A 24,584-nucleotide genomic window follows, 5' to 3' on the forward strand; every position below is an offset into this window, starting at 1 on the left:
AGACTTTGCACAATAATACAGGGTGGAGACGTCCGCGATGGCCAGCCTTTCGGCCTCGAACCATGTCGCCCGTGTCTTGTCCGTCGCCAATCATGTGGCCGATGTCGACGCGGAGTCGCGGATCGCGACATCCTGGCGGCGCTGCCTGATCAGCCACAAGCTCGATCCTGCCCGTCAGGGCCCGCCGCAGACGCTCACTGAAGCCGAAGTCCGTCACGTCGCCGAGCCGATGGAAGAGACCATCAGGCTGCTCACGCCCGAGCTCGACGATCTTGCCCGTGTGCTGCGCGACGCCGGCTATTGCGTCAATCTCGCCGACGCGAACGCGACCATGCTGTTCAGCCGTTTGCCGGGCGAAGCCGACGCACGGATGTTCATGGACTGGAAGATCTACACCGGCTCGAACTTTGCCGAGACGTTTGAGGGCACCAACGGCCTGGGGACCTGCCTCGCGGCGCAGAAGCCGATCCTGGTGCATCGCGACGAGCATTTTCGTGCGCAGTGGCACATGTTCTCCTGCGCCGTGGCGCCGTTGTTCGACCAGGCTGGACGTCTTGCCGGCGCGATCAACATCACCTCCTGCCGCGAGGACCTCGAACGGGCCGCGCATCAGCTCGCGCTCGCGGTGACGATGGAGGCGACGCGGCGGATGGAAGGGGCGATCTTCCGCGATTATTTCCGCAACGCCTGGATCGCGACCGTGCCGGGCGACGGCGGCAGTGGCCTGCTCGCCTATGACGACGACCGCCGCATCGTCGGCGCCTGCCGGTCGGCGCGTGCACTGCTCGGCTTGACCGATGGCCTGATCGCCTCCGGCATCGATCTGTCGCGCTACATCAAATTCGATCATCACGCCGTGCGCCATTCAGACGAGATCGTCGATCTGCGCCGCGCCGATGGCCACCCGCTGGGGCAGGGCCATGTCGCCCCGCCGCCGCGCGCAAAATCGTCCACGCCGCGCCGCAACGAGCCCGTTGATCGCTTCGACGCGCTGCATCGGCTCGCCGGGCGCGATCCCGGCCTGGTCAAAAGCGTCAAGCGGCTGAGGAGCATCGGCGATCGCAATCTGCCGGTGCTGCTGCATGGCGAGACCGGCGTCGGCAAGGACGTGTTCGCGCGCGCCATTCATGCGGCGAGCAACAGGGCCCGCAACAACTATGTCGCGCTGAACTGCGCGGCGATGCCGGAAAGCCTGATCGACGCCGAGCTGTTCGGCTATGAGGCCGGCGCCTTCACCGGCGCGCGGCGCGACGGCTCGAAGGGCCTGATCGTGCAGGCCGATGGCGGCACGCTGTTTTTGGACGAGATCGGCGACATGCCGATCGCGCTGCAGACGCGGCTTTTGCGCGTGCTGGAGAATCGCGAGGTCTGGCCCCTCGGTGCGCTCAAGCCCGTGCCGGTGGACATCCGATTGATCAGCGCCACCCACCGCGATCTCGGCCGCATGGCGGAGGAGGGCGCCTTCCGCGCTGACCTTTATTTCCGCTTGCGCGGCGTGGAGGTGCGGCTGCCGGCCCTGCGCGAACGCGCGGACAGGGATGATATCATCCGCCAGATCGCGCGCGAGGAGGCGCCGAACTGCCGCCTCTCGGTCGAAGCGTGGTCACTACTTTCGGCCTATCCCTACCCCGGCAACATGCGCCAGCTCCGCCATGCGCTGCGGCTTGCGGGCTGCACGGCAGAGGATGGGGTCATCACCGATGCCGATCTCGATCTGCCGCCGTTCGGAGGCCGCGCCGAGGAGCCGGACCTCGCCGCCGCCGAGCGCGCGACGATCGTCGAGGCGTTGCGCAAGCATGGTGGCCGCGTCACCGAAGCAGCCCGCGCGCTGAAGCTCAGCCGCGCCACGCTGTATCGGAAAATCAAGCAGTTGAAGATTCCGTTCTGACGGGTTGGCTGGCTTCTGTCGAAGGATGTCGGGAACCCGGACGCGGCTCGATTCCTTGTCGACTCTCCTGGATCGGTTGCAGGGCGCCAGTTGCGCCATCGCGAACATATATTCCAGACAGAGCGAGAGAGGAGCGGATTCGATGGAGGAGATCGAAGTCTTTTTGGCCGTCATTGAAGCCGGCAGCCAGACGGCCGCCGCGCGACAATTGGACCGGTCGCTACAATCGGTGAATCGCGCGTTGGCTGCGCTGGAACGGAGCGTCGGTGTCGAACTGGTCCGGCGAACCACGAGGCAATCGGTGGCGACTGAAGCGGGATTGGCCTTCTATCGTCGCGTCAAGCCGGCTTTTGCGGAAATCAACGAAGCGCGCCTCGAGGCGGCAAACCGGCGCGTCGAGCCATCGGGACTCCTGAGGGTCGCCGCCCCCGTCCTGTTCGGGTCGACTCACGTGGTGCCTGCCATCGCCGAGTTCATGGCGCGCTTTCCGCAGATCGAGGCCGACGTCAATATATCCGACTGGCCGGTCGACGTCGTCGGTGGTGGCTTCGATCTCGCCGTCCGGATCAGGGAATTGCCGGACTCCTCGCTCAAGACCCGGCGGCTCGGAGAGTTACGCACGGTTGCCTACGGCGCACCCGCCTACTTCGCGCGCCACGGCCGTCCCCTTCACCCCAATGATCTCGTCAGTCATCAATGCATCCTGCGCAGGACCGGCCGGGGCGAAGCCGACATATGGCGGTTTCAGATCGGGGGCCGCCTGACCACCGTGCCGGTGAATGGCCGCTTTCGCACCGACAACACCACGGCCGCGCATGCCGCCGCCCGTCATGGCATCGGCATCGGATATGGTCCGTTCTGGCAGATCCGCGATCTCGTCGATCAGGAAACTCTCGAAATCGTGCTCGAGGATTTTGAGGCACCGCGAACGCCCGTCCGCGCCGTGTTTCCACCAAGCGCGATACCGCCGGCCAAGACGCACTTCTTCGTCGACCTCCTGGCGGAGAGGCTGAAGCACGAGCGGCTTTGAGCGAGGCCCGGGAACGCATTCTACCGATTGGCGGGAATGTCTATCCCGCGGCACGCCCGTTGTCCCGGCGTAGAGTCGATCGCAGCTTGAGGCGGGGGCATATCCGCCGAGCGCGGCGCAAAGGACTGCACCCATGACTCCCAATCGACGTACACTCTTGCACGCCGGCGTCGGCGTCACCGCGACGTTTGCTTCCGCCACCTTCGCCGGACAGTCGCCGGGCTCGCGCGACCTGCGGTCGCCCAAGGCCTTGCTCGCGGACGACGCAGAATCCCGCGCGGTGGCCGCGCAGGATTTCGGCCACATCGTGCACAGGCAGCCTCGGGCCGTCTGCAAGCCCGCGACGAGCGGCGAGGTCGCCGACATCCTGCGCTGGGCAAGGGAACAAGGGTTGAGGGTTGCGGCACGCGGGCAGGGCCACGCAACCTACGGCCGGGCCATGGCCGAAGACGGCATCGTGATGGATCTTGGCGCGCTGGCCACAATCCATCGGATCGAGCCGGATCGTGTCGTGGTCGATGCCGGTGCGACCTGGCACAAGGTGGTGGATGCGACCCTGGCCAAAGGGCTCGTTCCACCGGTCTTGACGAACTACCTCGAACTGTCTGTCGGCGGCACGCTCGCCGTCGGGGGCATCGGCGGGTCTTCGTCCCGGCACGGCCTCCAGACGGACCAGGTTCTGGAACTTGATGTGGTCACCGGCGAAGGCGCGGAGCTGACCTGCTCGCCGACCTCGCATGCCGAACTCTTTGATGCCGTTCGGGCCGGCCTTGCGCAATGCGCGCTCATCACCAGAGCGACGCTTCGGCTTATGCGCGCACCCGAACGGGTTCGCCGCTTTCAGCTGTCTTATCCCGATCTTGCCTCGCTGACTGCCGATCAAGGGCGCGTTCTGGACGAGGCGCGCTTCGATCAGTTGCAGGGGGCCGTCGTGCCCGACGGCGCCGGCGGCTGGCGCTATCAACTGGAAGCGGGCGTCTTCTACGACAGCAACATGCCTCCCGACGACAAGGCTTTGCTTGCGGACTTGGCTGACAAGCGCGAGATCGTCTCCGACCTCGGCTTTGGCGACGACGCCAACGCATTTGCCAAGCTCGAAAAGCTTCTGCGATCGAATGGCCAATGGTTCAATCCGCATCCCTGGCTCCTGACCTATTTGCCCGGCAGCAACGCGCTTCAGATCGCAAGCGATGTCATTGCCGGGCAGAGCAGCGATGACCTTGGCCCGTTCGGACGGATCACCTACTATCCGATGTTCACTGACGGGTGCCGTACGCCCCTGCTTCGGCTGCCGGACGAACGCGTTGTGTTTCCCTTCAATCTCATCCGCATCCCGGCATCGGCGGAGACGGCGAATGCGGACAGGCAGGTCGTACGCAATCGTGCGGTCTACGATCGCATTCGCGGCGCAGGCGGGATGCTATACCCGGTGAGTGCGCTTGCCATGTCGTCACAGGATTGGGCGGATCATTTTGGCGCGAGATGGTCGTTGCTGGGCGAAGCCAGGCGCCGTCACGATCCGGGCGGCATCCTCACACCCGGGTACGATCTGTTCTAGATCGTCGGAATGCGAGCGGCTGGATGCTTACGAAAAATCCGTCCAGCTCAGATGCCGCGAATCGAGATCGCCGACTGAAACGGTCTCGCGGATCTCGTGAGGTGTGTGGAAGCTGCTGCGCAGATAGACCAGCGGCGCGGCTCCGTCGGAATGTGACACGTAGCGCACCTCGCCGACGAAGATCGAATGTGTCCTGGTCTCGAATTCCTGCGCCAGCACGCAATCGAACGCGGCGACGGCATCCGTCAGCACCGGGGCGCCGGTCTCGCCGCGCGTCCACTGGCCGAACGCAAAGCGATCGTCGCCGTTGACGCCCTTCTGGCCACTGAAGGTCAGCGCCAGCAGCGCGTGATCCTCGTGCAGGAAGTTGATTGCGAAGGCGCCTTCCTCGCGGATGCGGGCGTGCGCGCTGGCGTTGCGGTTGACGCAGACGATCAGCGAGGGCGGATTATCCGACAGCGAGCAGGCCGAGGTCACCGTGAGGCCCGTGCGCTTGCCGTGCTCGGCGCCGACCGTCACCAGCGCGACCGCGCCGGCGCATTGGCGCATCGCCTGCTTGAAATGCTTCGCGTCGAAAGGATTGGCGTCGACCGTCACGCGGAAATCTCCGAAATAGAAGCGGGTGCGGCAGAATCGCGCCGCACCCGCCTCCGGTCAAGCTGCCTTCTTCGCGGAGCCGAGATGCTTCAAGCGCGGCATCACCTCGTTCTTGAGCAGCGAGAGCGAGTGGTGCCAGGCCTCGGCCTTGTGCTTGTAGTCGAAGCCGAACACCAGCAGCACGCCGAAGCCGCCGACCTCGTCATAGATCTTCTCGATCTTCTCGGTGACCGTTGCCGGCGAGCCGACGATCCAGTTCCGCTTGGCGCAATATTCGACGGTGACGTCGCTATCGGGCACGTCGGGCGCGTGCTTCAGATAGTCCTTGAAGCCGAAATGGCCGAGCAGCGGCAGGAAGTACTCGCTCATCATCCGGCCCATCATGTCGCCGGTCGAGAGCTTCCAGGCCTCCTCGTCGGTGTCGGCGACGAAGACCTCGCGCACCAGCCGCCAATCCGCGCGGTTCGGCTTGCGCCCGGTCTTGGCGGCGCCGATCTCGACCGAATCCCAATGGCTGCCGACATAAGCGGGGTTGAGGTTGAGGCTCATCGGGATGAAGCCGCGCTCGCCCGCGAGTTTGAGGGTGTCCGAATTCTTCGACAGCCCGGCAACGCCGATCGGCGGATGCGGCGCCTGCAGCGGCTTGATGTGCGGCTTGAGGAAGTCGAACATCGTGTCCGGCTTGGTCACCGTCCAGAACTTGCCCTTGTAGGTGAAAGGCGCGGGATCGGACCAAAGCTTCAGGATGATCTCCAGCGCTTCGCGGGTCATGTCGCGGTTCTGGCCGCTCATCCCGTCGACGTTGAACATCGCCCAGTCGCTCGGCAAGCCCGAGGCCGCGACGCCGAAATTGAGCCGGCCCTCGGAGAGATGGTCCAGCATCGCGACACGGTTGGCGAGCTCGGCCGGGTGGTGATAGGGCAGCAGGAAACCGCCCGGTCCGATGCGAATGTTCTTGGTCTGCATCAAGGCCTGCGCGATCAGCAGGTCCGGCGTGGGATTGGGTTCCCAGGGCGCGGTGTGGTGCTCGCCGACCCAAGCCTCCTGATAACCGAGCTCGTCAAGCCAGCGCATGACTTGCAAGTCCCAGTCATGTCCTTCCTTCAGGCCGCACTCCGGCGGGTGCGAAGGCATCGTGAAATAGCCGATCTCCATGGATTCCTCATCTGATGTTGACGCGTCTTGCTGCGCGGTTCACGGGCGTGAGCAGGATAGCTTCAGCAAGCGGTGTGCCAGCGCGCCCCCGCCCCCAGACCCGCGAGAAAAGGCTGGTTTGGGGCCGCGATAGCCGATATCCCGGGGCAGATTTGCCAAGCGTCCGTCTCATTGTCGCGAGACGGCGTCTTGGCGGTGAGACTTAAGGATACGATTCGAAATGACCGAACCCGCTTTTGTCGCGGTGGACTGGGGCACCAGCAGCTTTCGGCTCTGGCTGGTCGATCGCACTGGCCACGTGCTGACCGAGCGCCGCAGCGATGAGGGCATGCTGGCGGCGGCCAAGGCCGGCTTCCCTGGCGTGCTGCAATCGCACCTCACCGCCGTCAGCGCGCCGGATCATCTACCTGTTCTGGTCTGCGGTATGGCCGGCGCCCGCACCGGCTGGGTCGAGGCCGGCTATGTCGACACGCCCGCGCCGCTCTCGGCCGTTCTGAAGCAGGCCGCCCGCGTGCCGGGCGAGGCGCGAGACATTCGCATCCTGCCTGGTATCGCGCAGCGCGACACAGCCGCGCCGGACGTGATGCGTGGCGAGGAGACGCAATTGCTCGGCGCACTCGGTCTCGATGCCGCCGGCGAGGCGCTGGTCTGCATGCCCGGCACCCATTCGAAATGGGTGCGGGTGAAGGACGGCACGGTCGCGCATTTCTCGACGTTCATGACCGGCGAGCTTTTCAGTGTCGTGTCGCGCGAGACGATTTTGTCGCTCGCAGTCGCCGGCGCCGATGAGGTCGAGGATGTCGCGAGCTTCAAGGCCGCGGCGAAAGCCGCGTTCGAGGCGCCGGCCTTCGCGGCCAATCTCCTGTTCGGCGCGCGGTCGCGGCAACTGCTGTTTGGCGGCACGCCAGCCGCAGCACGTGAGACGCTGTCGGGCACGTTGATCGGGGTCGAGCTTGCGGCGGGCCTTTCCGGCACCGTGCCAAAGGCCGGCATCACGCTGATCGCCTCGGGACGGCTGGCGGCTCTGTACCGGCTTGCCTTCGACGCGCTGAAGGTCGACGTGAACCCGATCGATGCCGATGAAGCGGTGCGCCACGGCCTGTCGATGGCGGCTGCGGCGATCTGGACGAAGCAAGAAGGAATCTTGAGATGAGCGTTCCCTTTCCGCCGATGAAGCGGCCCCTGGTCGCAATCCTGCGCGGCGTCAAGCCGGAGGAGACCGAGGCCATCGTCGGAGTTCTGATCGAGGCCGGCATGACCGCGATCGAAATTCCGTTGAACTCGCCCGATCCGTTCCGCTCGATCGGAACGGCCGCGAAGCTCGCGCCGGCCGGCGTGCTGATCGGCGCCGGCACGGTTCTGACCACGCCAGATGTCGATCGTCTCAACGATGTCGGCGGCAAGCTGATGGTCTCGCCGAATGTCGATCCCGAAGTTCTGGCGCGTGCGCATCAACACGGCATGGTGACGCTGCCTGGCGTGTTCTCGCCGACCGAGGCGCTGCTCGCGGCGCGCTCCGGCGCATCCGGCCTCAAATTCTTTCCGGCGAGCGTGCTCGGCGCGTCCGGTATTGCCGCGATCCGCGCCATTCTGCCGGCCGGCGTGATGATCGCCGCCGTTGGCGGCGTCTCCGACCAGAATTTTGCCGAGTACATCAAGGGCGGCGTCACCGCGTTCGGGCTCGGCTCCAGCCTCTACAAGCCCGGCATGTCGGCCGCCGATGTCGCCGCGCGCGCGAAGGCGACAATCGACGCCTATGATCGGGCGATTGTGAAAGACTGAGCCGCCAATAAACAAGCCGTGATGCCGTCACGGTCGCGCGTTATCCTATCTTGCTGCATCAGCGAGATCAGGAGACCGACATGGCGATCAACAACATAGCCGATCTGTTCGTGGCAACGCTCGAACAGGCCGGCGTCAAGCGCATCTATGGCATTGTTGGCGACAGCCTGAACGCGATCACAGAGGCGCTGCGCCGCCGCGGCACCATCGAATGGGTGCACGTCCGCCACGAGGAGGTCGCGGCCTTCGCCGCTGCCGGCGAAGCCGAGATGACGGGAAGCCTCGCCGTGTGTGCGGGCTCCTGTGGGCCTGGCAATCTGCATCTGATCAACGGCCTGTTCGACGCACATCGCAGCCGCGTGCCGGTGCTGGCGATCGCGGCGCAAATCCCCTCGGCCGAGATCGGCGGCGGCTATTTTCAGGAAACCCATCCGCAAAATCTGTTCCGCGAATGCAGCCATTATTGCGAGATGATCTCGGATCCGAGCCAGCTTCCCTTCGTGCTGGAGAATGCGATCCGCGCAGCGGTGGGTCTGCGCGGCGTCGCCGTCGTCGCCATGCCCGGCGATGTCGCGTTCCGCAGCCCGCCGAAGCGCGCGTTGTCGACGACGCGCGGACTTGCGCTCGCGGCACCCAAGGTCGTGCCGCAGGCCGATGAGCTGAAGGCGCTTGCGGATCTCCTCAACGGTGCCGAGCGCATCACGCTGTTCTGCGGCCGCGGCTGCGCCGGCGCGCATGCGCCGCTGATGCAACTCGCCGAAGCCCTGAAAAGCCCGATCGTACATGCGCTCGGCGGCAAGGAGCACGTCGAATACAATAACCCCTACGACGTCGGCATGACCGGCTTTATCGGCTTTTCCTCCGGCTACGCTGCCATGCATGCCTGCGACGCGCTGGTGATGCTCGGCACGGATTTTCCCTACAAGCAGTTCTTCCCTGATGATGCGAAGGTGGCGCAGATCGATATCCGTCCGGAAAATCTCGGCCGGCGCTGCACGATCGATCTCGGCCTCGTCGGCGACGTCAAGCTGACCATCGAGGCGCTGCTGCCGCTGCTCAAGACCAAGACCCAGCGCAAGCATCTCGACGATGCCGTCGCGCATTACAAGAAGGCGCGCGAAGGCCTCGACACGCTCGCCAAGGGTACACCGGGCAGCAGGCCGATCCATCCGCAATATCTCGCAAAGGTCATCAGCGACCACGCCTCGGACGATGCCGTTTTCACCGCCGACGTCGGCACGCCCACGGTGTGGGCCGCGCGCTATCTTGAGATGAACGGTCGCCGCCGGCTGATCGGCTCTTTCGTGCACGGCTCGATGGCCAACGCCATGCCGCAGGCGATCGGCGCGCAGGCCTCGCAGCCCGGCCGCCAGGTGATCTCGCTATCGGGCGATGGCGGCTTCACCATGCTGATGGGCGATCTGATCACGCTGACGCAGATGAAGCTGCCGGTGAAGGTGGTCATCTTCAACAACGGCGTGCTCGGCTTCGTCGCGCTGGAGATGAAAGCGGCCGGCTTCGTCGACACCAATGTCGATCTGGAGAATCCTGACTTCGCCGCGATGGCGCGCGCGATGGGCATCTTTGCCAAGCGCGTCGAGGATCCCGGCGAGCTTCCGGGCGCGATGAAGGAGATGCTGGCCCACAATGGCCCGGCGCTGCTCGACGTCGTCACCGCCAAGCAGGAGCTGTCGATGCCGCCGACCATCACGGCCGAACAGGTCAAGGGCTTCAGCTTGTGGGTGCTGCGCGCGGTGATGAGTGGCCGCGGCGACGCGGTTATCGACCTCGCGAAGACGAACCTGCTGCCGCGTTGATTTCGGGTGACGCGGTCTGGTACACCTCTCCCCGCTGGGGAGAGGTGTACCAGCTCGCTAGCCACGCTTCGCCGACGGTAATGGCAGCCGCTCATGGCGGCGCTGGAAGCGCTGCCAGTGCAGCACGATGCCGATCAGCGCCGCCGGCAAGAAGCCGAGCACGATCAGGAAGTGCGGCAGTTCCTTTGGCGAGATGAAAGCGATGGCGATGTCGGAGATCAGCCAGAGCGCCGCGAAGATGACAGCGAAATCCGTCCGCGGGCAGCGCAGATAGTAGAACACGGCGGTGACGACCACGGCGGGCCCGATCGCAATAGCGATCATGACCGCCGTCAGCTCCTTCGGCGTCAGCGCGTCGAGCACCATCGACGCCAGCAGCCAAAGCGCGGCAAACATGGCGATGATGTCGATCGGATGCCGCAACCGAATACCTTTCGTCGGAATGCGGTATGGTTGAGTCCCAAGCCCGTTCCGTCAAGTAAAATACGCCTATTCCTCGTCGTTCCCGGGCGTCGGGCGCAGCATGAAATGGCCGAAAGCGGAGGCGATCGGCTTGTCCTGATCGTCCTGCCAGGCCCGCGCCTCGAAGGCGACGATACGCCGGCCCTGCTTCACGATCGAGACATTGGCAACGGTATCGAGAGCGCGGCCGGACCGCAGATAGTTGACGGTCAACCCGATCGGCTTCGGCAGCGCGGCGATCCCGAGCTCGCGCCGCACGCCGAGAATCGCTGATGTCTCGAGGAAGGCGCCAGTCATGCCGCCATGGATCGCGGGCAGGATCGGGTTGCCGATGATCTTTGGTGAGAACGGCATCGTCAGCGTGCCGTCGTCGTTGACGCGAATGCCGAGGCAGCGCGCAAACGGGCTGTTGGCGAACGGGCCGTCCGGATCCTGCGGCGCTTCCAGCGTCGGAATGCTGCGCGAATCGATCCTGCGGTCCGCAAGCATGTTGGTGCGGTTGGCGCCGATCATGAAGCAGGCGGTGGCGGTCGCCACCGGATCGTCCTCGGACTCCTGGTAAGCCGTCGAGCGCACGAAGGCGATCGAGCGGGTGGTGCGGTAGCAGACCGAATGCGCCTTGATGGCGAGGCCTGGCGTCGCCGGCTTCTGGTAGTCGATGCGCAAATCGAGCGTCGCGATTGCGCTGGTGCCGTCGAGCGCAAGTTGAACTGCCATGCCGCAGCTCTCGTCCAGCATCGCAGTGACGACGCCGCCATGCAGCACGCCGGTCTCGGTGTCGCCGACGAAGACGGGGCGGTAGGGCAGGCTCGACCAGGCCTCGCCCGGTGCGAACCGGTCGAGCTGGAGCCCGCTGATATGGCCGTAATCGGAACGGCGGCCCTTGATGGCCTCGGCGAGTTCCTCAAACGGCAGCGTGGGCGATGAGTTAGGCATGACGATGTTCTAGACCAGTGTCGCGCGCCGCGCAAAACCCCCGCATGTGTCGCCGCACACGGCCGGTTTGGCCTCGACAGAGCCCGCCGAAGCAACGATGGTGGGCGCTCGTTCATTGCCCGCGAGGAGTATCCCATGGCTGACCCCGAAACACCCGCCGCCAACCAGGGGCCCGTCACCATTTCGAGCTCCAGTTCCGAGCGGGCGCCGATCATCTATTTCGACGGCGCATCCTGCTTCGGCCATCACAACGGTGCGATCCAGATCGAGCTCGCAGCGAACCTGCTGATGCCGGTCGGCGCGGCCGTCAGGGTCGACGTGGTCCAGACCGCCCATCTGCGCTGCAGCCCGGCCGCGGCGCTGGCCTTGCGCGAAGCGCTCGACAAGGCGCTCGCGATGCTCAAGCTCGGACAGCAGCAGGCGGAAGAAGCAATCCCGACGGTGAAGAACTGAGATTGACAGCCACCCGGCTTTACGTCACTTTTCGTGCAGGTTGATACGACCTGCCGGTTGCGCCCTCCGTGGACGGTGAACGTATCGAGCCCTGATCGGCCTCCCTTTGCCCGAGCGACCGGGTCAGCAACGCAACCACCTGACACTCCTGGATCGCTCATGCAGAGGACGAACCGATGCGCGATTTTCGCGATGCCAAGGCTATGGCGCAGACCCTGCGCGAATCCCTGACCACCAAGGCCGTCACTATCAGCCACAGCGAGAGCCTCGAACTGGTGTCGAGGATGTTGGGCGTTGCTGACTGGAACACATTGTCGGCGCTGCTTCACGCCGAACGGCGTGACACGGCTGCACCGATTGCGAAGCTCAAGACGACGGCGTTCTACCCGGCCGCTCCGCTGCGTGATCTCGTTCCATTTCCGAATGCGACTTACCCGATGTTTGTGGGCCGCGAGCGCACCCTCCAGGCCCTGCACCAGGCGTTTGAAGGTGGACGGGAGGTCGTGCTGGCAGTCCAGCGCGAGGCGGCCGTCGATGATCCCCGATTCTCCGACGTCTACGAGATCGGCATCGTGGCCCAGCTCCTCGAACTCGAGCCACTCGCCGATGGCACATTCAGGGTGCTGACGCGCGGGCTTCGGCGCGTCGCGCTGCGCAGCTTTGCCGTTGAATCAGCCGCGTATCAGGCCGAGGCAACTGACGTCAGCGAAGTAGCGGTCCGCGATGCCCGGGATCTGATCCGAAGTATCTATCAGCGCTTCCAGGATTACACGGCGGCGCACGGGATCCTTGTGCCGGACATCTGGCTGTTCTTCGATCAAACGCGAGATCCCGGACAGATCGCCGATACCGTCGCCACGCGAATGAAGTTGCCCATCAAAGACAAGTACGAGTTATTGGCAACGCTCGATCCCATGAAACGGCTCGAGCGGATCGAGGCGCTGCTCGATGTGTCGCAGCGTCCGGTGTCGGCAAATTACGCAGCCACGAAGCGGCATGCGCTCGAACACGCCGAGCGGCGTCACCACCAATACGCGACGCTCGAGCATTTTCTGCTCGCGCTGGTCGATGATGCGGAAGCATCCGCCGTGATGCGTGCCTGCGACGCCGATTTCGGCAACCTGAGGCAGGGCCTCGTGCAATATCTCGACAACGAGCTCAAGCACACCGTGACCGAGACCGGAAGTGCCGAGCCTACGCCGGCATTCAAGCGCGTCGATCAGCGCGCCGCACTCCACGCCCAGGAGGTGGGCCATGCCGCGGTGACCGGTGCCAATGCGCTGGTCGCCTTGTTTGCCGAAACGCGAAGCCCCGCGGCGCGCCTGCTCGCGGAGCATGGCGTTTCGCGCGGGCGTGCTGACAAGGCGATCGCGCGCGGCGTTGGCAAGGGCGCTTAGTCGAGCCTAGCCGACATGCACCTTCGGCTTCCTGCCGCCGTTCCACTTGCCCTCGAGCGCGCGCTCGATCTGCGCGGCGAGTTGCAACAGCAGGCCGTCGTTGGCCTGCTTCGCGATGGCCTGGATGCCGAGCGGCAGGCCGTGCTCTTGCGCGGCCATCGGCATCGAGATCGCCGGCATGCCGCAGAGGTTGGCGAGCGGCGTGAACGCGAAAAAGCGCCAGAGATTGCCGAACCAGTCCAGCACATCAGGATTGTCAGAGATGGTGAGATATTCCTTCGTCCCGACCTTCGGCGTCGGCAGCGCCGTGATCGGCGTCAGGATCACGTCCCACTGCTCGAAGAACGCACCGAAGCCGCGTGATGTCGTGTTGAACACGCCCTGCATCTTCGCGCGCTCGGCGAAGCTCGTGTGACGTCCGGCTTCCCAGATCCCGATGTTCATGGGCTCGATCAGATCTTCCGGCGGCTTTTCCAGCCCGCGCGCAGCGAGCATGTTGGAGATCACGACGGCAAAATTCGAGATGTAGCAGGTGGTCTGCGCCTCGAACGCGGCGGGGAAATCGAGCTCGGGTAGCGCGTAGTCGACATGGTGGCCGAGGCCTTCGAGGAAGCGGCCGGTCTTCTCCAGCTCGGCTGCGATCTCTGGCGTCGCGGTGTAGTCGCCCCAGGTGTGCGACAGCGCGATGCGCAGCTTTGACGGATCGCGCTTGATCATCTCGGAATACGGCTGCGCCGTGGTCCAGAACGGCATGAACTCGCCGGGCGCGGGTCCGCGGGCATGGTCGACGAAAGCCGCGGTATCGCGCACCGTGCGCGACTGGCAGCCCTGGATCGAGACGAGGCCGGTGAGATCAGACATGTGCGGCGCAAGCGAGAATACGCCACGCGAGACCTTCAAGCCGATATTGCCGTTGACGCCGGCGGGAATGCGGATCGAGCCGCCGCCATCGGTCGCGTGTGCGATCGGCACCACGCCGGCCGCGACCATCGCGGCGCTGCCCGCCGACGAGCCGCAGGTGGTGTAATCGGTATTCCAGGGATTGCGGGTGACGTAGACGGCGGGATTGTCGGCCGAGCTGCACACGCCGAATTCCGGCGTCGTGGTGCGTCCGATCAGGTTGAGCCCCGCCTGGCGGAATTTTCCGGTCAGGAATGTATCGGCGGCGGCGCGATTATCGCGCATCAGCAGCGAACCCATTTCCTGGAGCCGGCCCTTCATGGTCGGACCCAGATCCTTCATCAGGAAGGGCAGGCCGGCGAACGGACCGGCGAGATTGGCGCCGTCCTTGGCGGGATCGGCGATCACGTCATCGAACAGCTCGACCACGCCTGACAGCGTCGGATTGACCTTGGCGACGGCGGCTGCGGCCTGACGTGCCAGTTCCTTCGCCGTCAGCTCGCCCTTGCGGACGCGAGCCGCAAGGGCGACGCCATCGTGCTGCGCCCATTCGTTCCAGCTCATCGGCAAAGTCATGAAGTCAAATCCCTTGAGATGCGGCGTCACCTTTTTCGCAAGGGCCCGCGTGAATCAACTGAGCCGGCGCGAGGGGCAGGGTTGCGCCGGGCGGAGAGGTCGTGGCGCTTTAGAGCAGCCTTGCGATCACCGCAACCGGCCCACCGCCGGCCGGCCCCTGATGCTCGGCGCCGCCGGAGACGTAGACTGCGCTGGTGCCGGCGAGGCCGGCAATCAAGCCGCCGACCGCCGCGCGGGCATGGCGTGTCGAGCTGATATCGGTGTCTTCCAGCATGGTGTGGCGGAAGCCGCGCACGGTGCCGTTTGGCGAGGCCTCGGCCTTGGCAAAGATGTTGACGAGCTCGCGGCCTGCTTTCGCCTGCGCGCCAAGCCCAACGCCGCTCAGTGCCGACACCACCGCCAGCGCGTCGATCGCGTCGCTCATCACGGCATGCCCGATCTTGAATTCGCTCGCTGAGCCTTCCGAATTGCCGAGCACGATGACGACGTTGTGCATCAGCTCGATGCCGGATGAGGTCGAGGCGACCTTCGAGAACAGATCGTAGCGTCGCAGCACGTCGTCATCGCGGATGTCGGAGCCGACCTCGCCGAGCGCGACCGCCACCCCGAGCGCGGAGGCGCCGCGCGAATAGGCCATCGAGCTGTAGGCGCTGATCGTCGCCGTCTTGCTGCCGCGCGCGGCTGCTGCCTCGACACGGTCGCTGGTCAGCAGCGGGCACTTGATCTGGACGAAATGGACATCAGTTGGGTCAGTTATGCCGGCATCTTCCATCGCGGCCTTCGCAGCCGTCGCGGTCTCGGTGATCTGCGCCGAGCGGCCGAGCTCCTCGGGCAGGAAATCCCGTGTCTGCGCCATGCCGATGCTCAGGCGCTTGCCGGAGATGCCGGCCGGCGGCTTCGCAACCTGCTGGCGCGTGAACACCGTGATGTGCGGGCTGAGCACGCCCTCGGTCCCGCCCGACATCACGAAAGCGATGCGCTGCTCGACTTCATGCGGCGCCAGATCAAGTTTTGGCGCCAACGCCGTGCACAGCGCGGCAACGGCATATTCCCGGGTGAAATCATTGACGCCGCCATTGCCCTCGGTCTTGCCGAGGATCGCCAGGATGGAGGCCGGATCGATCGCGCCTGTAACGATCAGGCTCATGAGGCCGGACACGTCGCCGGGGCCCTTGGTGGCGATCTTGAAGACGCCGACCGATGTTGTCCGCATAGATGGTCCTCGTGGAGTTCGGTGGTCCGGCAAGTCAAACAGCCGTGGAAGCGATGCGTCTGTCAAGCCACAAGCGCTTACCTCCGACCGTCATCCTGAGGTGCTCGCCCCTTCGGCGAGCCTCGAAGGGCGACGGCCCGGCTGCATCCGGGCCGCTCATCCTTCGAGGCTCCCCATGGGACGGGTTGCGTCCCATGCCTCGCACCTCAGGATGACGGACTGCGAGAGAAGACAAGACTTTGCGTCGCCCGCCGGGCGAAACACGCCATCGATGGGTCAACCGGCTCTTGTAAAAATATTCCACTTTACCGAAATTCGGATTTGTCGTATGTATCGCCCATCCTGATCCGGCGAAAAGGGGCGGTCGTACGTCGTCACGAGCCGCGGATCGGGTTGCGGTGGACGCTGAGCGGCGCCGTCGCGGATGTGNGTGGCAGGGTGGGGCAGTGGATTGAGCCGAGCCCCGTGAGCCGCTTGCAAGCCGCGTTGNACGAACGGCGCTNAATGCCTGCCAGGCCCTTGGGCTAAGCGGGGCATGTCCGGCGAAGCCTTTNGGCGAAGTCGGAAGCTTGCGTACGGCAAAACCGTGTGGTCCTGGCCGTCGTCGCTACGGTCAAGCTCTTTGCGAATGCGGCATTGGCGCCAACCGGCGCGGTGTCGGCGAATTTCGCAGGCGCGAGGGAGGCCAGAAGGAATTCGGCTCCCGGGAGAGCACGGCATAAGCCGTCCAACCATCGCGCAGGGAAGGCCGTGTGTTCGGCTACACCTGTATGCCGCTGTGCAGTTCTTTTTGCGCTACATGCGCACAGCGGACCGTGGGTGCCAGCCGGCACCCGGCCTTCCCTGCGCCCTTTCTGTCGAGGGCGTGATGAGGAGAGCAAAACTCGGGCGGAACAAGCCGCGAGAGTGCGAAGGTGTGTCTGAACCTGTCTCGACAGTGGATAAGGGCGTTGGATTACCATGGCATCGCTCCTTGCTCCGTCATTGCGAGGAGCCCTTGGCGAGGAGCCCTTGCGACGAAGCAATCCAGAATCTCTCCGCGGCGACAGTCTGGATTGCTTCGCTGCGCTCGTAATGACGACGTGGAGGGAATATGCGCCGAACCTCACTCTCGTGCCCCCGGATCCGCCGACATCCCCACGATTGTGGCGAGATCGCATCGGCCCCACAAAAAATCCTCTGTCGACGGTTGCGCGCCGCACCTTGCTGAATCAACCTCGGTTGGTCCATAAGCGGCGTCCCGCGGCCGGATTTCGGTTTGCGTCGCGTGCTTGGATATAGAGGGATTCTCGCGTGGCAAATATCAACCAGAAAATTGCGCAGGAGCTTGGGGTACGGGCGGAGCAGGTCGAGGCGACGGTGACGCTGCTCGACGGCGGCGCCACGGTTCCCTTCATCGCACGCTACCGCAAGGAAGCGACCGGTGCGCTCGACGACGCGCAATTGCGTACCCTGGAGGAGCGCCTGGTTTACCTGCGCGAGCTCGAAGACCGCCGCAAGGCGATCCTCGAATCAGTCCGCGAGCAAGGTAAGCTCGACGCGGCACTCGAAGCCTCCATTCTCGCCGCCGACAGCAAGGCCCGTCTCGAAGACATCTATCTGCCGTTCAAGCCGAAGCGCCGCACCAAAGCCGAGATCGCCAAGGAGGCCGGCCTCGAGCCGCTCGCCAATCAGCTGATGGCTGAGCCCGGCAATGATCCGAAGGTCGTGGCCGAAGGCTTCATCAACGCCGAGAAGGGCGTCGCGGATGCCACGGCTGCGCTCGACGGTGCCCGCGCCATCCTGGTCGAACGTTTTGACGAGGACGCCGATCTGATCGGTGTGTTGCGCGAGGAGATGTGGACCAATGCGCGCATGGCCTCCAAGGTGCGCGACGGCAAGAAGACCGAGGGCGAAAAATTCGCCGACTATTTCGAGTTCTCCGAGCCGCTGACCAAGCTGCCGTCGCATCGCATCCTCGCGATGTTCCGCGGCGAGAAGGAAGAGATCCTCGATCTCCAGATCCAGGCCGAAGCCGAAGTGCCCCCTGCCGGTGTGCCCGGCGCCTACGAGCTGAAGATCATGAAGCGGTTCGGCATCGCCGACCTCAAGCGCGCCGGCGATCGCTGGCTGATCGACACCGTGCGCTGGGCCTGGCGCACCAAGATCCAGGTGCATCTGAATATCGACCTGCGCATGCGGCTGTGGAACGCGGCCGAGACCGAAGCCGTGCGCGTGTTCGCTTCGAACCTGCGTGATCTCCTGCTGGCCGCGCCTGCCGGTACCCGCGCGACCATGGGGCTCGATCCCGGCTACCGCACCGGCGTCAAGGTTGCCGTGACTGACGCGACCGGCAAGGTGGTCGACACCGCCGTGATCTATCCGCACGAGCCGCAGCGTCAATGGAACGAGTCGCTCGCGACCCTCGGCAGGCTCGCGATGAAGCATCGCGTCGAGCTGATCGCGATCGGCAACGGCACCGCCTCGCGCGAGACCGACAAGCTCGCAGGCGATCTCGTCAAGGGCCTCGCTGAGCTGAAAATGTCCAAGATCGTGGTGTCGGAGGCCGGCGCGTCGGTCTATTCGGCGTCGGCTTTCGCTTCGGAGGAGTTGCCGGGCCTCGATGTCACCCTGCGTGGCGCGGTCTCGATCGCCCGTCGTCTGCAGGATCCGCTTGCCGAGCTCGTCAAGATCGAGCCTAAGGCGATCGGCGTCGGCCAGTATCAGCATGATCTCGGCCAGGCCAAGCTTGCCAAATCGCTCGATGCGGTGGTCGAAGATTGCGTGAACGCGGTCGGCGTCGACGTCAACACGGCGTCCGCGCCGCTGCTGGCCCGTGTGTCGGGCGTCGGCTCCGGTCTGGCGCAGAGCATCGTGGCGCATCGTGACGCCAACGGCCCGTTCAAGTCGCGCAAGGCGCTCAAGGAGGTGCCGCGGCTCGGGCCCAAGGCATTCGAGCAGTGCGCCGGCTTCCTGCGCATCCTCGGCGGCGAGGATCCGCTCGACGCCTCCGGCGTGCATCCCGAAGCCTATCCGGTGGTGCGCCGGATTCTCAGCGCCACCAAGAGCGACATCAAGGCGCTGATCGGCAGCAGCGAGATCGTTCGCACACTGAAGCCGAAGGATTTCGTGGACGAGACCTTCGGTCTGCCGACCGTCACCGACATTCTGCGCGAGCTGGAAAAGCCCGGTCGCGACCCGCGTCCGGCGTTCAAGGCCGCGGTGTTCAAGGAGGGCGTCGAGGAGATCAAGCATCTCCAGAAGGGCATGATCCTCGAGGGCACCGTGACCAACGTCGCCGCGTTCGGCGCCTTCGTTGACATCGGCGTGCACCAGGACGGCCTCGTGCACATCTCGGCGATGTCGAAGACCTACATCAAGGATCCGCGCGAGGTGGTGAAGCCCGGCGACATCGTCAAGGTGAAGGTGCTGGACTTCGAGGTCGCCCGCAAGCGCATCTCATTGACGCTCCGTCTCGACGACGAGGTCGGCGCCAAGAAGGACGCGCCCGGCATGCAGCGCGACAACACGCGCAACACCAACCGCATGACGTCGGCGGCCCCGCGCAAGCAGGAATCTTCCAGCGGTGGCGGCGGCGCGCTTGCCGAGGCGATGCGCCGCGCAGCCGAAAAGAACGGCGGCAAGCGGGCGTAAGCCGATTGGAGACGAATGTCTGGCGGCTAGTGCGACTGCACCTCTCCCGCTTGCGGGAGAGGTCGACGCGCTCAAAGAGCGCGGCGGGTGAGGGTTATGTCCACGGCGGGGTTCTCGATTGCGGAGGCACCCTCACCCCAGCCCTCTCCCGCAAGCGGGAGAGGGAGTGAAAGAGCAGCGCCTCCCTAACTCCGGCGTCAGAATCTGGCGCATTTGTAAGTTGAAGGAGAGGGCGCCTTCTCCTCATCTGATCCTCTCTGCGCGGCACATATTGCCGCGCTGCATGGAGGGTTTCCGATGAACAACAGGCGTCTCACTCGCCTTGCCGCGGCGGCCGTCGTCGCGGCACTGGCACTCGCATCGCCCGTTCTCGCCAGAGGTGGTGGCGGAGGCGGCGGTCACGGCGGTGGCGGCTTTGGCGGTGGCGGGCATTTCGGTGGTGGCGGCGGGATGCACGGCGGCGGCTTCGGCGGTGGTGGCCACTTCGGAGGCGGCGGCATGCACGCGGGCGGCTTCGGTGGCGGCATGCATGTCGGTGGCATGGGCGGCGGCGCGCACTTCGCCCATGTCGGTGGACCAGGCTTTGGTCGACCGGCCTTCGGCGGCGCGCGCTTCGCGCATGCGGCGATCGGGCCGCGTTTCGCCGGCGGCGGCTGGCATGGCAGGCCGTTCATCGGCCGGCATGCCTTCTTCTTCCGCCACCATCATTTCCGTCGTTTCGCAGTCTTCGGCGCGCCCTACTATGCCAACTATTACGACGATGGCTGTTGGCGCAGGAGCTTGACGCCTTATGGGTGGCAATGGGTCAATGTGTGCGGGGACGCTTGGTACTAGCATCGCCGGACCGCACCATTGTCGCGATCGCCACCGGGTGGTTCCGCTCAGCCCCGGAACGGGATAGTCTGGTGGCGATCGTTCGCGCGGAGTTTGTCATGACTGGAGGCCACCGCCGCATCCTGGTCGTCGAGGACGATCCGGAAACCGCAGGCCAGCTCGTCGAAGAGCTGACGACCTCGGGCTATGACGTCGATCTCGCAGCCACCGGGCGTGAAGCCCTCAGCCATGGCGTCGCCCGCGACTATGCCGTGATCACCATCGACCGCATGCTGCCCGATATCGACGGCATCACCGTGATGCGGCAGATGCGTGATGATGGCGTTGCCTCGCCCTTCCTGATCATCTCCGCGCTCGGCGAGGTCGACGACCGCGTGCGCGGCCTGCGCGCCGGCGGCGACGATTATCTCGTCAAACCGTTCTCCTTCGTCGAATTGCTCGCACGCCTTGAGGCGCTTGGCCGCCGCAGCGAGACCATCGCCAAGGAAACCATTTTGCGCGTCGGCGATCTCGCCGTCGATTTGATCACGCGCAGTGCCAGCCGCCGCGGCCGCAAGATTCCGCTGCTGCCGCGCGAATTCCAGCTGCTCGAATATCTCGTCCGCAACGAGGGCCGCGTCGTCTCCCGCGCGATGCTGCTCCAGCATGTCTGGGATCTGCATTTCGATCCCTCCACCAATATCATCGACGTCTATGTCGGACGCGTCCGCCGCAAGGTCGATGATGCCCAGGCCTATCCATTGATCCACACCATCCGCGGCATCGGATATTGCCTCCGTGCTCCTGGCTAACACGCTTCGTTCCTCGACCTTCCGCCTGGCGCTGATCGCGATCGCGATCTTCGGCGTGATCGTCGCAGCGATCATGGCGTACGTCTATTTCGGCACACTTGCTTATGTGCAGAGCCGGGTCGGCGATGTCGGCGACCACGGCGGCTTCACTGCGATGCTCGAGCTCGCGATGATCGCGGTCGCCGTGTTGCTCTTGGTGTTGGCAGGCCTCGCCGCCGTGCTGGTGACGCGGCGCACGGTCGGGCGGATCGAGGAGATCAACGCCACCAGCCGCGCCATCATGCTGTCCGGCCTCGACCGGCGCATTCCCTTGCGCGGCAGCCACGATGAATGGGACCGCGTCGCCGAAAACCTCAACCAGATGCTTGATCGGATCGAGACGCTGATGGGTGAGGTCAAGCAGGTCAGCGACAATGTCGCCCACGATCTGCGCACGCCGCTGACGCGCATGCGTGGCCGGCTGGAAAAGGCCTATCACCACGAGCGCGACAGTGAAGCCGATGCGTCGCTGATCGGCGACACCATCGCCGACCTCGATGCGGTGCTCGGCATGTTCGCCTCCATCACGCGGATCTCGGAGATCGAGACCCGCGCCCGCAGGAGCGCGTTTCGCGCGCTCAACCTTGCCGAGATCGCCGGCGAAGTCGTCGAGCTCTACGACGCTGCCGCCGAGCAGGTCGCGACGCGCCTGAGCCTCGGTGGCGACCGCGAGGTCGCCGTGACCGGCGATCGCGATCTGCTGTTCGATGCCATCGCCAATCTCGTCGATAACGCGATCAAGCACGGCCGCCCCGGTGGAAAGGTCACCGTGACCTGCCGCAATGCGGGCGGTGGCGCGACGATCGCCATCGCCGATGATGGTCCGGGCATCGCGGACGATCAGCACGATCACGTGTTCAAGCGCTTCTACCGGCTCGAGCAGAGCCGTTATACGCCGGGCAACGGCCTGGGCCTGAGCCTGGTCGCGGCGGTGTCGCGGCTCCATGGCGCCGAGATCGCGCTGCATGACAATGCGCCGGGCCTGACGGTCCAGCTCAGCTTCCCGATCGCGCTATAGCTCGATCACGCCGCGGCGCGCCGCATGCGCCACTGCATCGGTGCGGCCGGTGGCATCCAGCTTGTCGAGCAGCGAGCCGACATGGAATTTCACGGTATGCACGGAGATATTGAGCTGGCGCGCGATCATTTTGTTGGAGGCGCCTTCCGCCATCAGCGCCAGCACGTCGAGCTCGCGCTGTGTCAGCGCGATGTCGTCGGGCATGATGCGCGGATCGCGGGCGACGACGCTCGCCGTGGCCGTCTCGCCGGGCGCGGCAAGGCGAAGCCCCGCGACACTGCCGAGCAGCGTCGCGAGGCGATCGGCCAGCGCGGGATCGTCGACCTCAAGGGACAACACAATCTCGCGTGCGTTGTCCTCGCTCACGCCTCCGGCCTCTCGCCGATCGTGACCTTGAAGCTCGCCGGTTCGCCACCACGGCGGACCGCGACATCGACCACCTGGCCGACGCTCGCGGGTCCCAGTGTTCGCAATAGCGCACGCACGCCGGAGAGTTTTTGGTCATTGACCGCCACGATCACGTCACCCTGGCGGATACCGGCCGTGGCCGCCGGACCTGCCTTGTCGACATTCATCACCATCGCACCGATGCCGTCGTCAAGCCGCAGCGGCTGCAACCCGAGCCCAAGATAGCCGCGCGCGATGCGGCCGCGCGTCTCAAGCTGGGCCGCGACGCGCTCGATCGTCGCCGTCGGGATCACCAGCACGCGCCGCGGGCCGAGCACGGCCATGCCGAAGGCTTCGCCCGAGGCATCGAGGGCAAGGCCGCCCTCCTGGCTCGGACGCAGGCGAACATCGAGCTCGATCCGCGCATCGATCTCGCCGCCGCGCAAGGAGCGCCAGCCCTTCCCGGAGACCGACACCATCCCCAGCGCCGCACTCTGTGCATCGCGATTGGTGGCGACCACGACCGACAGCGTGCCGAGGGCAGGGACTGTGGCGGCGAGCTTGACCGGGGCGATGCTGGTGTCCGCGCGAACCAATGCGATGTCGGTCGTGTGGTCGCGGCCGACGATCGTGGCAGCGATCGTGCTGCCGTCGGGGAGGGCGATCTGGACATCGCCCTCGTCGGCCAGCGCCTCGTCGGCGGTCACGATCAGGCCGGGCTTCCAGACGAAGCCGGTCGAGCGGGAACGGTGCGAATGCACGGAGACGAGGGACGGCGTGATGCGCGCCACGACGTCCGCGAGCGCGGACGACAGTGAGGTGAGAGGAGTGAAGTCGGTCATGGAAAGCTCCTGTAAGTTGCCCACAATCTGGGATGTCGCGGGCCATTGCGAAACTGGCCGGGTGGCCAGTCCTCCCAAGGCCACAGCCGACGAACATGTGATTGGGAGCCGCTCACGGGAACGTGTAGCAATCCCGAAATTGCGCCGTACGGCCTTGAACGTTGCCAGCGAGCCCTGACCGATGACCATCGACCTCACCCGCCGCACCCTGCTTCAACTCGCCGGCGCCACCTCGCTCGCGATGGCTGCGGCGGCTGCCGCGCGCGCCGAGGGCAATCCGCAAGGCGGCGGGCCGACCTATGCCAGCCGCACGCCGATGCGGGTCGGCATGGTGACGCTGCGGGTGAAGAGCCTCGACAAGGTCGCGGACTATTACCGCGACGTGATCGGGCTCACCGGGATGGAGCGTTCGACGACCGCCGCCAGGCTCGGTACAGCCGGCATCACGCTGCTGGTCCTGGAAGCCCGTCCCGACGCCGCGATCGAGCCGCGCAACGCCGCCGGCCTCTACCACACCGCCTTCCTGATGCCGACGCGCAAAGATCTTGCGCGCTGGCTGGTGCATGCCGCCTCGCATCGCGTGAAGCTGTCGGGCTTTGCCGATCATCTGGTCAGCGAGTCCGTCTATCTCGACGACCCCGAAGGCAACGGCATCGAGGTCTATGCCGATCGCGATCCCTCGCAATGGCAGTGGAGCGAGGGCAGCGTGAAGATGGCGACCGACGAGCTCAACATCCCCGATCTCTTGTCCTTGACCAATACGCGCGTCAGCGATTACGCCAAGGCGCCGGACGGCCTGCGCGTCGGCCATATGCATTTGCGTGTCGGCGATCTCGCGCAGGCCGAGCGCTTCTATCACGGCACGATTGGCCTCGACCCGACCCGCAGCCGCAACGGCGCCGCCTTCCTGTCGTCGGGCCGCTATCACCACCATCTCGGCATGAACGTCTGGCAGAGCCAGGGTGCTGGCCAGCGCGACGATGCCACGACCGGGCTCGCCTGGTTCTCGCTGGTGACGGAAAAGCAGGAGCTTCTCGCCGCGCAGGAAGAGCGCCTGCGCAACGGCGGTGCGCGGGTCGCGCAGCTGCCGGATGGGGTCGAAGCGATCGATCCCTGGGGCACGCGGGTGCGGCTGCTCAAGGTGTGAGCCGCTCGCGCTGACGAGTACTGTCGATGCCGCAGCATCGGTCTCGTCGCTGTGCCGAGGACGTTGTCCCAGCAGCCCGCTGGTCGCTTGCTGGCAATAGGGGCCCGTGATAGCACGCGCTGGATCGCA

At 65.4% G+C, this 24,584-nt stretch carries 21 protein-coding genes; 13 read left to right on the top strand and 8 right to left on the bottom strand.

Annotated features, from left to right (window positions below; genetic code table 11):
* Window positions 1-37 precede the first annotated feature (37 nt).
* The 3 genes from YUA_RS0127900 to YUA_RS0127910 all read left to right on the top strand — a co-directional run bounded on the left by YUA_RS0127900 (window position 38) and on the right by YUA_RS0127910 (window position 4,476).
* Window positions 38-1,888, top strand: coding sequence for a sigma-54-dependent Fis family transcriptional regulator (locus tag YUA_RS0127900; RefSeq protein WP_027533656.1), 1,851 nt, complete (start codon window positions 38-40; stop codon window positions 1,886-1,888).
* A 142-nt stretch (window positions 1,889-2,030) separates the two neighbouring features.
* The gene (locus tag YUA_RS0127905; RefSeq protein ID WP_027533657.1) at window positions 2,031-2,918 is read left to right on the top strand and encodes a LysR family transcriptional regulator; all 888 of its coding nucleotides are present in this window, start codon (window positions 2,031-2,033) and stop codon (window positions 2,916-2,918) included.
* Between the two features lie 133 nt (window positions 2,919-3,051).
* Window positions 3,052-4,476, top strand: coding sequence for an FAD-binding protein (locus YUA_RS0127910; RefSeq protein WP_027533658.1), 1,425 nt, complete (start codon window positions 3,052-3,054; stop codon window positions 4,474-4,476).
* 27 nt (window positions 4,477-4,503) lie between these two features.
* On the opposite strand, the gene YUA_RS0127915 is transcribed toward YUA_RS0127910, so the two are convergent.
* The gene (locus YUA_RS0127915) at window positions 4,504-5,073 is read right to left on the bottom strand and encodes a flavin reductase family protein (protein ID WP_027533659.1); all 570 of its coding nucleotides are present in this window, start codon (window positions 5,071-5,073) and stop codon (window positions 4,504-4,506) included.
* 57 nt (window positions 5,074-5,130) lie between these two features.
* Window positions 5,131-6,228 (bottom strand): LLM class flavin-dependent oxidoreductase, encoded by a 1,098-nt coding sequence (locus tag YUA_RS0127920; RefSeq protein ID WP_027533660.1) that lies wholly within the window; start codon window positions 6,226-6,228, stop codon window positions 5,131-5,133.
* A 220-nt stretch (window positions 6,229-6,448) separates the two neighbouring features.
* Between YUA_RS0127920 and YUA_RS0127925 the strand changes: the two genes are divergently transcribed.
* The 3 genes from YUA_RS0127925 to poxB all read left to right on the top strand — a co-directional run bounded on the left by YUA_RS0127925 (window position 6,449) and on the right by poxB (window position 9,827).
* Window positions 6,449-7,381: a 2-dehydro-3-deoxygalactonokinase gene (locus YUA_RS0127925; RefSeq protein ID WP_027533661.1), complete on the top strand. Its 933-nt coding sequence runs from the start codon at window positions 6,449-6,451 to the stop codon at window positions 7,379-7,381.
* Window positions 7,378-8,010, top strand: a complete 633-nt coding sequence (locus YUA_RS0127930) for a 2-dehydro-3-deoxy-6-phosphogalactonate aldolase (protein ID WP_027533662.1) — start codon at window positions 7,378-7,380, stop codon at window positions 8,008-8,010. The genes YUA_RS0127925 and YUA_RS0127930 overlap by 4 nt, the downstream gene beginning before the upstream one ends.
* Window positions 8,011-8,090: 80 nt before the next feature.
* Window positions 8,091-9,827, top strand: a complete 1,737-nt coding sequence (gene poxB, locus YUA_RS0127935; protein WP_027533663.1) for a ubiquinone-dependent pyruvate dehydrogenase — start codon at window positions 8,091-8,093, stop codon at window positions 9,825-9,827.
* Between the two features lie 57 nt (window positions 9,828-9,884).
* On the opposite strand, the gene YUA_RS0127940 is transcribed toward poxB, so the two are convergent.
* Both YUA_RS0127940 and YUA_RS0127945 read right to left on the bottom strand, forming a co-directional pair.
* A complete protein-coding gene (locus YUA_RS0127940; RefSeq protein ID WP_027533664.1) occupies window positions 9,885-10,250 on the bottom strand; it encodes a hypothetical protein in 366 nt (121 codons plus the stop codon).
* Window positions 10,251-10,316: 66 nt separating this feature from the next.
* Window positions 10,317-11,225, bottom strand: coding sequence for a PaaI family thioesterase (locus YUA_RS0127945; RefSeq protein ID WP_027533665.1), 909 nt, complete (start codon window positions 11,223-11,225; stop codon window positions 10,317-10,319).
* Window positions 11,226-11,360: 135 nt separating this feature from the next.
* Between YUA_RS0127945 and YUA_RS0127950 the strand changes: the two genes are divergently transcribed.
* Entirely contained in the window at window positions 11,361-11,678 is a 318-nt protein-coding gene (locus YUA_RS0127950) for a hypothetical protein (protein ID WP_027533666.1), read from the top strand.
* 176 nt (window positions 11,679-11,854) lie between these two features.
* Entirely contained in the window at window positions 11,855-13,075 is a 1,221-nt protein-coding gene (locus YUA_RS0127955) for an LON peptidase substrate-binding domain-containing protein (RefSeq protein WP_027533667.1), read from the top strand.
* Between the two features lie 6 nt (window positions 13,076-13,081).
* On the opposite strand, the gene YUA_RS0127960 is transcribed toward YUA_RS0127955, so the two are convergent.
* Both YUA_RS0127960 and YUA_RS0127965 read right to left on the bottom strand, forming a co-directional pair.
* Window positions 13,082-14,551 (bottom strand): amidase, encoded by a 1,470-nt coding sequence (locus YUA_RS0127960; protein ID WP_027533668.1) that lies wholly within the window; start codon window positions 14,549-14,551, stop codon window positions 13,082-13,084.
* Between the two features lie 109 nt (window positions 14,552-14,660).
* On the bottom strand, window positions 14,661-15,764 hold the full coding sequence (locus YUA_RS0127965) for a ring-opening amidohydrolase (RefSeq protein ID WP_027533669.1): 1,104 nt from the start codon (window positions 15,762-15,764) through the stop codon (window positions 14,661-14,663).
* Between the two features lie 1,293 nt (window positions 15,765-17,057).
* On the opposite strand from YUA_RS0127965, the gene YUA_RS0127970 reads away from it, so the two are divergent.
* The 4 genes from YUA_RS0127970 to YUA_RS0127985 all read left to right on the top strand — a co-directional run bounded on the left by YUA_RS0127970 (window position 17,058) and on the right by YUA_RS0127985 (window position 22,079).
* Window positions 17,058-19,397: a Tex family protein gene (locus YUA_RS0127970; RefSeq protein ID WP_027533670.1), complete on the top strand. Its 2,340-nt coding sequence runs from the start codon at window positions 17,058-17,060 to the stop codon at window positions 19,395-19,397.
* A 297-nt stretch (window positions 19,398-19,694) separates the two neighbouring features.
* Entirely contained in the window at window positions 19,695-20,231 is a 537-nt protein-coding gene (locus YUA_RS48790) for a hypothetical protein (RefSeq protein WP_084292914.1), read from the top strand.
* A gap of 98 nt (window positions 20,232-20,329) precedes the next feature.
* Window positions 20,330-21,022 (top strand): response regulator transcription factor, encoded by a 693-nt coding sequence (locus YUA_RS0127980; protein ID WP_027533672.1) that lies wholly within the window; start codon window positions 20,330-20,332, stop codon window positions 21,020-21,022.
* Window positions 21,009-22,079 (top strand): HAMP domain-containing sensor histidine kinase, encoded by a 1,071-nt coding sequence (locus YUA_RS0127985; protein ID WP_027533673.1) that lies wholly within the window; start codon window positions 21,009-21,011, stop codon window positions 22,077-22,079. The genes YUA_RS0127980 and YUA_RS0127985 overlap by 14 nt, the downstream gene beginning before the upstream one ends.
* Here the strand turns inward: YUA_RS0127985 and YUA_RS0127990 are convergent.
* On the bottom strand, window positions 22,074-22,445 hold the full coding sequence (locus YUA_RS0127990; protein WP_027533674.1) for a response regulator transcription factor: 372 nt from the start codon (window positions 22,443-22,445) through the stop codon (window positions 22,074-22,076). The genes YUA_RS0127985 and YUA_RS0127990 overlap by 6 nt on opposite strands.
* A complete protein-coding gene (locus tag YUA_RS0127995) occupies window positions 22,442-23,308 on the bottom strand; it encodes a S1C family serine protease (RefSeq protein ID WP_027533675.1) in 867 nt (288 codons plus the stop codon). Before YUA_RS0127995 ends, YUA_RS0127990 begins: the two co-directional genes overlap by 4 nt.
* A 181-nt stretch (window positions 23,309-23,489) precedes the next feature.
* On the opposite strand from YUA_RS0127995, the gene YUA_RS0128000 reads away from it, so the two are divergent.
* Window positions 23,490-24,455 (top strand): VOC family protein, encoded by a 966-nt coding sequence (locus YUA_RS0128000; RefSeq protein ID WP_027533676.1) that lies wholly within the window; start codon window positions 23,490-23,492, stop codon window positions 24,453-24,455.
* The last annotated feature ends 129 nt before the right edge of the window (window positions 24,456-24,584 follow it).

The sequence above is a fragment of the Bradyrhizobium sp. WSM3983 genome, from assembly GCF_000473045.1.
Classification (GTDB): domain Bacteria; phylum Pseudomonadota; class Alphaproteobacteria; order Rhizobiales; family Xanthobacteraceae; genus Bradyrhizobium.

Coding starts and splice junctions, on each gene's coding strand:
- YUA_RS0127900 (WP_027533656.1), top strand. CDS start 38: ATGGCCAGCCTTTCGGCCTCGAACCATGTCGCCCGTGTCTTGTCCGTC.
- YUA_RS0127905 (WP_027533657.1), top strand. CDS start 2,031: ATGGAGGAGATCGAAGTCTTTTTGGCCGTCATTGAAGCCGGCAGCCAG.
- YUA_RS0127910 (WP_027533658.1), top strand. CDS start 3,052: ATGACTCCCAATCGACGTACACTCTTGCACGCCGGCGTCGGCGTCACC.
- YUA_RS0127920 (WP_027533660.1), bottom strand. CDS start 6,228: ATGGAGATCGGCTATTTCACGATGCCTTCGCACCCGCCGGAGTGCGGC.
- YUA_RS0127925 (WP_027533661.1), top strand. CDS start 6,449: ATGACCGAACCCGCTTTTGTCGCGGTGGACTGGGGCACCAGCAGCTTT.
- YUA_RS0127930 (WP_027533662.1), top strand. CDS start 7,378: ATGAGCGTTCCCTTTCCGCCGATGAAGCGGCCCCTGGTCGCAATCCTG.
- poxB (WP_027533663.1), top strand. CDS start 8,091: ATGGCGATCAACAACATAGCCGATCTGTTCGTGGCAACGCTCGAACAG.
- YUA_RS0127945 (WP_027533665.1), bottom strand. CDS start 11,225: ATGCCTAACTCATCGCCCACGCTGCCGTTTGAGGAACTCGCCGAGGCC.
- YUA_RS0127950 (WP_027533666.1), top strand. CDS start 11,361: ATGGCTGACCCCGAAACACCCGCCGCCAACCAGGGGCCCGTCACCATT.
- YUA_RS0127955 (WP_027533667.1), top strand. CDS start 11,855: ATGCGCGATTTTCGCGATGCCAAGGCTATGGCGCAGACCCTGCGCGAA.
- YUA_RS0127960 (WP_027533668.1), bottom strand. CDS start 14,551: ATGACTTTGCCGATGAGCTGGAACGAATGGGCGCAGCACGATGGCGTC.
- YUA_RS0127965 (WP_027533669.1), bottom strand. CDS start 15,764: ATGCGGACAACATCGGTCGGCGTCTTCAAGATCGCCACCAAGGGCCCC.
- YUA_RS48790 (WP_084292914.1), top strand. CDS start 19,695: ATGAACAACAGGCGTCTCACTCGCCTTGCCGCGGCGGCCGTCGTCGCG.
- YUA_RS0127980 (WP_027533672.1), top strand. CDS start 20,330: ATGACTGGAGGCCACCGCCGCATCCTGGTCGTCGAGGACGATCCGGAA.
- YUA_RS0127995 (WP_027533675.1), bottom strand. CDS start 23,308: ATGACCGACTTCACTCCTCTCACCTCACTGTCGTCCGCGCTCGCGGAC.
- YUA_RS0128000 (WP_027533676.1), top strand. CDS start 23,490: ATGACCATCGACCTCACCCGCCGCACCCTGCTTCAACTCGCCGGCGCC.